The sequence below is a fragment of the Vibrio sp. 03-59-1 genome (genome assembly GCF_013114135.1).
Lineage (GTDB): Bacteria > Pseudomonadota > Gammaproteobacteria > Enterobacterales > Vibrionaceae > Vibrio > Vibrio cortegadensis.
This window is the reverse complement of sequence record NZ_VTYA01000032.1, coordinates 1-9,707: the sequence shown is the minus strand read 5'-3', so window position 1 is coordinate 9,707 and position 9,707 is coordinate 1. Positions and strand designations below refer to the sequence as shown.

General features: G+C 40.7%; 6 protein-coding genes. 4 read left to right on the top strand and 2 right to left on the bottom strand.

From position 1 onward, the window contains the following. The first annotated feature begins 198 nt into the window (after positions 1 to 198). Together F0249_RS19230 and F0249_RS19225 are read left to right on the top strand one after the other, a co-directional pair. Positions 199 to 867 carry a Bax inhibitor-1/YccA family protein gene (locus F0249_RS19230; protein ID WP_017053326.1) on the top strand — a complete coding sequence of 223 codons (669 nt, stop codon included), beginning with the start codon at positions 199 to 201 and terminating at the stop codon, positions 865 to 867. 144 nt (positions 868 to 1,011) lie between these two features. Next, the gene (locus F0249_RS19225) at positions 1,012 to 1,341 is read left to right on the top strand and encodes a TusE/DsrC/DsvC family sulfur relay protein (protein ID WP_017053325.1); all 330 of its coding nucleotides are present in this window, start codon (positions 1,012 to 1,014) and stop codon (positions 1,339 to 1,341) included. Between the two features lie 50 nt (positions 1,342 to 1,391). On the opposite strand, the gene yccX is transcribed toward F0249_RS19225, so the two are convergent. Next, positions 1,392 to 1,676 carry an acylphosphatase gene (yccX, locus tag F0249_RS19220; RefSeq protein ID WP_171757536.1) on the bottom strand — a complete coding sequence of 95 codons (285 nt, stop codon included), beginning with the start codon at positions 1,674 to 1,676 and terminating at the stop codon, positions 1,392 to 1,394. 97 nt (positions 1,677 to 1,773) lie between these two features. Between yccX and F0249_RS19215 the strand changes: the two genes are divergently transcribed. Together F0249_RS19215 and F0249_RS19210 are read left to right on the top strand one after the other, a co-directional pair. Continuing rightward, entirely contained in the window at positions 1,774 to 3,177 is a 1,404-nt protein-coding gene (locus tag F0249_RS19215) for a methyl-accepting chemotaxis protein (RefSeq protein WP_171757535.1), read from the top strand. A gap of 146 nt (positions 3,178 to 3,323) precedes the next feature. Then, positions 3,324 to 4,517: a class I SAM-dependent methyltransferase gene (locus F0249_RS19210; protein WP_171757534.1), complete on the top strand. Its 1,194-nt coding sequence runs from the start codon at positions 3,324 to 3,326 to the stop codon at positions 4,515 to 4,517. A gap of 118 nt (positions 4,518 to 4,635) precedes the next feature. Here F0249_RS19210 and F0249_RS19205 read toward each other — a convergent pair. Then, on the bottom strand, positions 4,636 to 9,707 hold a 5,072-nt coding region (locus F0249_RS19205), incomplete at its 5' end, for a choice-of-anchor K domain-containing protein (protein ID WP_171757533.1).

Genomic DNA, 9,707 nt, shown 5'->3' with positions numbered 1-9,707 from the left:
CGAATATTTCATGTTTTTTACTTCTTGGCGGGAGCAGACTTCATGATTATCGCACCTTACTGTTTTTATGTTCAGAGGTGTCGCACTTCGTACTTGAATCCAAGTTATTTAAGAACAACACTAAAAAGACTTGATTTTTTGAACTTTCAGCCCCATAACTGTTCATATAAATATTAAGTCACTCTATCGAGGAAGATTATGAATAGCCCAATGGTATCTCGCTCATCAAGCGTAGAGAGCACATTAGAAACAAACAAAGTACTTAAAAATACTTATTTCCTACTATCAATGACACTAATCACAAGTGCTATTGCTGCCGTTGCGACTATGGCGATGCAAATGTCATCAATGATGGCGCTAGTAATGCAAGTTGCTGCAATCGGTATTCTATTTTTTGTTATGCCTAAAGCGGTTAATTCATCTGCAGGTATTGTGTGGACCTTCGTATTCACTACTTTAATGGGTGGTGCTCTTGGTCCAATGCTAAATCACTACGCTGCGATCCCAAATGGCCCTAGCCTAATCGCTCAAGCCCTTGGTTTAACAGGTTTAGTATTCTTATCTTTATCTGCATACACAATCACGACCAAGAAAGATTTCTCTTTCATGCGTAGCTTCTTGATTGCTGGTCTTATTGTTGTTATTGCAGCAGGTTTGATCAATATCTTTGTTGGTTCAACAATGGCTCAACTTGCAATCAGTAGCATCTCTGCAATGGTATTCTCTGGTTTCATTCTATTTGATACTAGCCGTATTGTTCGTGGTGAAGAGACAAACTACATCAACGCAACAATCTCTATGTATCTAAATATTCTGAACCTATTCATTAGCCTGTTGAGTATTCTTGGTATCACCAACAACGACTAATGGCTAAATTGATATGAGTAAGCCCAAGGCCAAAACCTTGGGCTTTTTTGTATCAACAGAAAGATGTGCTTGAGAAGTTGACCTCGGCTGCGCTACCCTATCTGATAACTATTTAAATACCTGTTAAAAATTAGTGGAATTACCATGCTTGAATTCAACGGCAAAACTATCGAAACTGACGCTCAAGGTTATCTGTTAGATTACACACAGTGGAGCGAAGATTTGATCCCACATTTAGCTAAAGAAGAAGGCATCGAACTAACGGATGCTCACCTTGAAGTTATTCTATTTGTTCGAAAGTTTTATGAAGAGTTTAAAACATCCCCAGCAGTGCGTATGTTGGTTAAAGCGATAGAAAAAGAACATGGTCCTGAAAAAGGAAACAGTAAGTATCTTTTTAAACTGTTCAAACAAGGCCCAGCGAAGCAAGCGACAAAATTAGCTGGACTCCCAAAACCAGCGAAATGCTTATAAAACAAGTTTCGATAAACTCTCGGGATTTTTAAATAATACTGTAGACCGTTCTACAGTATTTCAAACCCCTTTATATTGCATTCTTCCTCACGATCTAGTGGACCACTTCTGATGATTGAATCAACGGTTGCTGATTTAGGCCCATGTGCTAGCCATTTTGCAAATATCTCAACATTATCGCTTTGCCCACAGACCATGACTTCGACACTACCATCATTTAAATTTTTAGCGTACCCAGTCACATTAGATTCCAGCCCTTGTCTTGATGTGTAATATCGAAAACCTACGCCTTGAACCACACCAAATACGATAAACCTTTCACATTTTTGAGTCATCTAAACACCTATTTTGTCAATTGAGTGCTATATTTCACGAGTCTTTATACCTACTTTCTGTTGTAGGTTTTTACCATCTAAATTAGAGCATAGCACTATGAAAGAGATTCCATTCCGCTGGATCGATAAATATCTTATACACCTTAAAATTCAAGAAAAATTCTACCTCCTTTTCTTATTACCGGTACTTGCTCTGGTGATCCTCTCTTTCGTGCTCAGCAGTTCAGCAGACTCCATGCTTAATCAACTGGTTCAAGATGAACTCATTCTGACCAAAAGTTTAATTGAAGCTGGAGAACTCACTCGCGCGGAAGTAAGCAGTTTATTAAGTAATTCAGAAACCATTCAGATTGGTAATGGTGTCGGTTCTGTGTCAGTAATGGACGGGGCGTTTAGCATCGTCGCATCTCACAACCTAACGTTGTGGGCTTCACTTTCAACCACTCACTTGGTCATCATTTTTGTCGCTTTATCTCTCATAGCTCTCGCGGTTTACTACATCATGACCTTCATTGGTGGTGCTATGTTTACAATGAATAAGGCTCTAAGTGTTCTAGCGAGTGGTAATTTAACTGAGCGCATGAACTTTTTCTTAGTACGAGACGAATTCAGTACGATCGCTATTGCTATTGATAAAGTAGCTGAACGCGAACAAAAAATGGTACTTTCGATTCAAGAGTCTGTTGCACTTATGCAGCAAATTAGCTCTGATTTGAATTTATCAACACAACAAAGTTCCGACGTTTCCAACACTCAGCAAGAGCACCTGAACTCTCTAGCGAGTGCGACCGAAGAGATGGCCTCTACAATCCGTGAAGTTGCTAACCTTGCACATGATTCCAGCACACAAACAGAAGATGCTCGCAGTGTTGCCCAAGGCGGCCAGGTAAAAGTGAGTACGACTCTTGAGTCGATTTCGAATTTATCAAACGAGATCACTTCGGCTTCTCAAGCGGTTGAAGAATTGGACGCGAATGCTGCGCAAATTGACGAAGTTGTCACAACCATTAATGCTATCTCCCAGCAGACTAATTTACTTGCGTTAAATGCCGCAATCGAAGCTGCTCGTGCTGGTGAACAAGGGCGCGGGTTTGCGGTTGTTGCTGATGAAGTAAGAGCGCTTGCCGGTCGAACCCAACAAGCGACCGTCGAAATTCAAAGTATGATTGAATCATTGCAGCGCAACAGCCAATCTTTGACTCAATTGATGGAAGTGACGGTTAACAATGCAAATGAAGGTCAATCCTTAATGGCTGAAGTTAATGAAGAGATAGGCCACCTTGCAGACAAAAACCAGTCTATTTCTGATAGTAGCGTTCAAATCGCGACAGCGGCAGAAGAGCAAGGCGTTGTTGCTGATAATATTGCGGCAAGTGTTGAGGAAATTCGTAATCAATCAAACAATGTGTGTGAAATGATTTCTGCATCGAATAAAAATGTTGAACAACTCCGCAAACAAAGCGATGAAATGGAAGGATTACTCACAGGCTTAAAGGCGTAGCAGGTAACTCTACATTCGCTGTTTAACACCTCTTCAAGGGCTGCAAGATTTGTAGCCCTTTTCTTATTTTAGGTGAGACATTGCTTTTCCCAACCGCATCACCGACAATACACGCCATTTTTTGATTCAATATATAGAGCATCTCAATGACTCCTGCAATTTATCTAGCAAAAGGCCGCGACAAATCACTTCGACGTAAGCATCCGTGGGTATTCTCACGTGGTATTGACAAAGTGGAAGGTGAGCCTCAATCAGGTCAAACTGTCGACGTATTTGCGCAGAACGGCAAATGGCTAGCTAAAGCAGCGTACTCTCCTACTTCGCAAATTCGAGCTCGTGTTTGGAGCTTTGAGAAAGAAGAGATCAATAAAGAGTTTTTCATCAAACGAATTCAAAATGCTCAACTTCTACGTGAAGAGATTATTGAACGTGACGGCCTTACTGGTTATCGCCTGATTGCCGCGGAATCAGATGGGTTGCCGGGCATTACCATTGATAAATACCAAGATTTTCTTGTTTGTCAACTGCTCAGTGCTGGCGCTGAATTAAATAAACAGATTCTAGTTGAAGCGTTAGTTCATTGCTTCCCTGAGTGTAATGTTTATGAACGTTCTGATGTTGCAGTTCGTAAAAAAGAGGGGTTGGAGCAAACTGTGGGTGTTCTTCATGGCGAAGAGCCACTTAAGTCTGTTGTGATTGAAGAGAATGGCATCAAAATCAGTGTCGACATTGTTGAAGGCCACAAAACGGGCTTCTATCTTGATCAGCGTGACAGCCGTAAAGAGTCAATGAAATACGTTAAAAACAAAGACGTTTTAAACTGTTTCTCATACACCGGTGGTTTTGGACTATACGCACTGAAAGGCGGAGCAAAACGTGTAATCAATGCAGACGTATCTCAACCTGCATTAGATACGGCTAAACACAACGCTGAAATCAATGAATTTGATATTTCCAAAAAACGCGCAGTGTTCTTGAATGCGGATGTATTCAAACTATTGCGTGAATACCGCGACCAAGGTACAAAGTTTGATGTTGTTATCATGGACCCTCCAAAGTTTGTATCTAGCAAGAACAACTTAACATCTGGTGCGAACGGTTATAAAGATATCAACATGTTGGCAATGCAGATTTTAAACCCAGGTGGCACCTTACTGACTTACTCTTGCTCTGGTTTAATGGGAGCAGATCTGTTCCAAAAAATTATTGCAGATGCCGCATTAGATGCTGGCCGTAGTGTAAAATTTGTAGAGCGTTTTGAACAAGCGGCGGATCACCTTACCGACACTGCTTACCCAGAAGGTTTCTACCTAAAAGGTTTTGCTTGTAAAGTTCTATAAGCAACACCATCAATTTCCCTAGTATTTTCTAATCTAGGTATAGCTAACCTAAACATCTGTTTTAAAATACTAAAATAGTCATACAAAAAAGGGCCATTCGGCCCTTTTCTCTTTCTAATTAATCAACATGGATTATCTTTAGAATCTCTAGCATATCAGTCGGTGAGTAATTGCCGCTTGAACCATCCAAATTGAATTCGCTGAACTGACTGGCAGCATGATCCAGCACTATCGTCTGTGTTTCTGAGCCATGCGGTATAGTAAGCGTAAGATCATCGCCATCAGTAGAAACGTCAATCTTTGATAGCAAATCGTTCATGTCTGAACTTCCTGTATCTGAAATCAGCTCTGATAAATCGATATGATCGGTATCTCGATGGAAATCAGTAATCACATCTTCGTGGTCATCTAATGAGTCATCAACCCATTTGAAGATATCATCGCCTTCCCCACCAGTAAGAATATCGTTACCCGTACCACCAATGAGAATATCGTTACCAATACCACCATCTAGCGTGTCGTTACCTGTGCCACCACGAAGACCATCATTCCCAGAACCGCCGTAAATAGTATCGTTACCAGAGCCTCCGAATAGAGCATCGATACCGGTTTCACCATAAACTATATCGTTGCCAGCGCCAGCATGAGCATAATCTATCGAACTATTGCTACCGCTGCTCCCTTTAAATTGTGAATCATCCTTAATGTGAATAGAATCTGCACCTTCAACAAAGTTAGCTAATTCACGCTCTGCTTGAGACTGAGCTTGTGGTGTGCTCCTCTCACTGTCACCAAGGAAAATAATATCATCACCTTTTCCTGACTCGACTTTATCACCACCGTCTCCGACATTGATGAGCTCCGACTTGTCTTCTCCCTGAATGTTATTAACTGTCGCTGTTCCGCCAGTTTGAGTCCACTTCAGAGACTCCGCTTCACCTGGAGATTTGACCTTAACGGTATCTCTAGCATCATCAATAGACCAAATATCAAAGTCACCTCTCTCATAATTATCAATTGGAGAACGGAGAACCTCATCTGGTTTTTCTAAAACCTCGACACTTATGTAATCAATAGATTCATTTACAAGGTTAACACTATCGTCATCATAGAGATTACTTTCAGTTTCAGTCGCAGTCGCAATAACCGTAATTACAAATTTACTTGAATCAGATACCTTGATTTGAAGCGAAGACAAATTCCAATCGGTAACAACGACTTTTTCGCCTTCAGAAGCCACCGTATGCTTATTGCCCAACCCATCGATGAGGACACTTCCAGCAGGTATACCGGAAAGCTCAACTTTCAAGGTTTCCGATTGATCGAGCTTGTCAACTAGCGAGGCATGTATCTCGCTAAGTTTTATAAATGCATCTTCATAACCTAAATTATCGACAACCGTGAACGAAATGTTGTCCATAATAGCGCCAACAGAGTCCGCTTCATCCGCTTCAAATAGCAGCCTATATTTACCAGATTCATAAATGGGAAGTGTAAACGACTCATCTCGATGCCAAGTATGTGTGGTCGGATTAAAATCATATAATTCAATGACGCTGCTACCGATAGGTTGGTTACTATCATCTAATTTCATCAATTTAACTGACATATCTGACGTAGAAGCACTGTTCTCTCGTCCAGCAATATCGAACTCAAAATTGTAGAAGCGCCCGGCAGTGAGATTCATATCGGTGTATAAGACCTTGTCTCCAGGTTCACCCTCAATCTCCATCACCTGATTGTTAGATGTTCCCGGTAAATATGTGCCTTCTGTACCAACTTCAACATGCTGCCCGTTGTTCGACGTCAACCATTGCCCAATAGTTCCTGCCCCTTTAACCTGATTAATTTCTATATCACTATCCCAACTACCACTCTTTATCACTACATCTTCAAAATCGATAGATGCGACAGAATTTGTTGATTTAAATTCTAAATTCGGAGCATCTGCGTCAGGCCTTACCGAAATTGACAGTGTCTCAGAACTACCAGTATTAGTTGTATAAGTAATAACTGGGACATCACCACTCCAATGTTCTAATGGTGTAAAGGTGTAGCTCCCTGTAGATTCAATAATAATTGACCCTATATTTTCTATATTTACAGTGGTTCCTGAAACTACTGGACTACTTGTTATACCTTCAACACTAAATGAACTCACAGACAATTCATTATCAACATCATTATCATTTGCTAAAACATCACCTATCGCTACGGCTTCTTCTTTGATTACTTTGACATCACTAGCGGTATCGGTGGGTGAATCAACAGGTCTCACTCTGACATTTACATCGGCAGATGAGCCATTGTCAGTAAAATACGTAATGGTCGGCACATCACCGTTCCAATCAGGGGAAGACGGTGTAAAAGTAAAACTACCGTCCGCTTTAATAACTATTGTTCCTTCAGAAATTTCTGTTGAAGTCCCAGAAGATAAAGTATTTACAATATATTCCTCAGCTCGGCCATCAATAGTAAACTTAGAAACAGATGTGACTTCTTCTCCATCATTTGTTAATAAATTTTCAGCTAAGACACCACCTTCATTGATTTCATAAACATCAGGTGTAGCTTTCAATTCATCCGCTGATATGGTGTTTAGGTTAATGATAATGTCGGCCTGAGAGTGTGAATTATCATCATCTGTAAGTGTGTAAGTAAATGTATCGACAGCGCCTTCAGGAATACCACCATGGTTTGTATTGAGTGTATAAACATAATGACCATCCAACTCAAGCACCAAATCACCATAAAGCCCTGCAATAGAGGAGCCAATTACGCCTGATTCCCCTTCCGAGTTTTCAATACTAGTGATTTTAACATCATCGACACCTATAACATCAACGCCATTTCCATTATCCTCATAGACATTTCCACCAATAGAAGGTTCAGTATAACCAGAACCAGGGATCATTTTGACCACCAATTCATATGAGGTGCTTGCGTTTTCTTCGGTGTTTATAGACGTTACGATATTGCCCTCAGCATCTTTGAATCCGATTACATCTATAGGGTACTCTTCACCTTCAAAATCAAAGGTTGCACTAGTTTCTTGGACAGTAACGATGTCATCGCCATTACCGACGCTATTTGGAGTTTCGTTATGTTCGAATGAAATATTGAGGCTAACGGATTGGGAGTGACCATAGGTATCTGTTAGCTGGAAATTGACACCAAGTGTTGCCTCTGTAATGCCAGTCCCCGTACCAATCGTGTAATTATAATGAGTAAACGTCCCTAACACTATTTCTTGATTTAATGGAAGTTCGCCCAACAGTGCCGCATCGTTATCTGCGAAGCCATATCCTGACTGCCTTTTACTGCTATCAACATTTCCCCAGCGTAACTGGTCTTTCGCAGTATCATTATCATCTCCGTCGAATGTAGACTTATTATTGCCACCCGTTGACGATGTCCATTCAGCTTCAATGCCAGCAAATGTAAATGAGTCCACAATGACATCTAATGTTGAAATATCATCTCGTGCGATAGGTCTAGTGTCTGTAATGTCGATCATTACAGTATGGTTAGCACCATCCATATTAACTGTAAAGCTATCTTGATCTGACGTCTCGTCATTATGATTACGGACTGGAGCTTGATAAATAAACTTGCCATCAACTAAATTAACAACACCACCTAATGTTGTTGTTATTGAACTAACCCCATTTGGGAGAGCAAAATCTAGAGGAAGATTTGTTAGCTCTAAAGAACTAACTTCTTCAACGGTATGATAACTTGAGGTTTCGTTATCCAGAATTTTTCCGGTGGCTCCGTCAACGCCTTCAATAGTTAGATTAAAGTTTTCAGCATTTTCCTTCTCCGCATCGTCAACAGTTGGCAATGTAATTGTAAACGTAGTCACATTTGCTGGAACACTCAGCTTACCTGTGTTCGAGTTATACTTGACTCCATCATGACTAAACGTCATTGATTGAAGATCGATATCAGAAATCGTTGCAGATGAACCCTCAGCAAGAAAAGAGACTTGATATTGGTATTCACTTTCAGTCTCAGTGTCTAGAGTAACCTCATAAATAAGGTCATCCCCTTCCGTGACACTGTTAGATTGCAGTTCAATAGAAGCTACACCAGGTTTCGGCTGTGGATTGGCCGACAGTTCAGCTTTATCTATAGTTACTGTAGATTCTTCACTATAGTTTCCGCTTGAATCAACAGCTTTATAGTCAAATGAATCATCTGCTGGTTCAGCTTCTATATATTTAAGCTCCCAATTCCCCTCTTTTTCAGTAGTTACACTCACGGATTTGATCAATTTTCCATCTGGACTGGTATACGAAAACTCCTGAAGCAACCCACTATTACCGCCATCTCCTGTAGGTTTTAGGAAATATTCGATATGTGACTCCGAACCATCTACAAAATTAATAGTAATTAATGCAGAATTATCATCGCCATGCTCAAATAAACCACCTAAGCCATCGATCCCCATATTCAAACTTTTAACTGGATTATCATCAAAAGATACGGTTATTTTTTCACCAACGTTGATGCCATTATCACCGTCAACCCCAATACCGTAACCAACATGATTAGTTCCGGGACCACCACGATATTGAGTCAAAGATCCGTCATCAGTACTGATCGTTACGGTGTCTCCATTAGACAAAGTGAGTTCTCGGCTAGAACTTGGTTCTGATCCTACTGACTCACCCCAGTTATAGAATTCTGTCTGTGATGACTCGTGCTTCTCCGTAAAATTCTCTTTTGTTCCTAGGAAGAAACCTACATTGTCGGTATCCGCTTCATACTTAATACTGTCAGAGTCAAAGCGCATGCCACCATTCGTGATGCTTCCATCAGATCCAACTATATGCAAATCATCAGAAGTAATTTCACGGTAGACTCCATTTTCATCAGTACCAAACAATACCCCATCACTTGGAAGTTCGGTGATGACAACACCAACAAGCGTGTTATCCACTAAATCGTCTTCAACATCTGAAATATGATCACTATCACCATCAATGTCACTAGCGTTTGTATTGAAAACAACTTTAGTTTGGTCGTTAGTGTCGATTTGAATAGTGAAATCTTCGGATATTGGTGCTTCATCTCGGCTGGTTTCATTCAACTTCACCACGATGTCAGTAACTCTGTCTTCGCCTAAGTCGCCCGTTTCCGTCGCCGTCACTTTAATGCTGTGCGCGTTGTTCGCCTCGGCGTCTT

Bases quoted from the DNA above. Each gene is read 5' to 3' on its own strand.
- F0249_RS19230 (WP_017053326.1), top strand. From the start codon at position 199: ATGAATAGCCCAATGGTATCTCGCTCATCAAGCGTAGAGAGCACATTA.
- F0249_RS19225 (WP_017053325.1), top strand. From the start codon at position 1,012: ATGCTTGAATTCAACGGCAAAACTATCGAAACTGACGCTCAAGGTTAT.
- yccX (WP_171757536.1), bottom strand. From the start codon at position 1,676: ATGACTCAAAAATGTGAAAGGTTTATCGTATTTGGTGTGGTTCAAGGC.
- F0249_RS19215 (WP_171757535.1), top strand. From the start codon at position 1,774: ATGAAAGAGATTCCATTCCGCTGGATCGATAAATATCTTATACACCTT.
- F0249_RS19210 (WP_171757534.1), top strand. From the start codon at position 3,324: ATGACTCCTGCAATTTATCTAGCAAAAGGCCGCGACAAATCACTTCGA.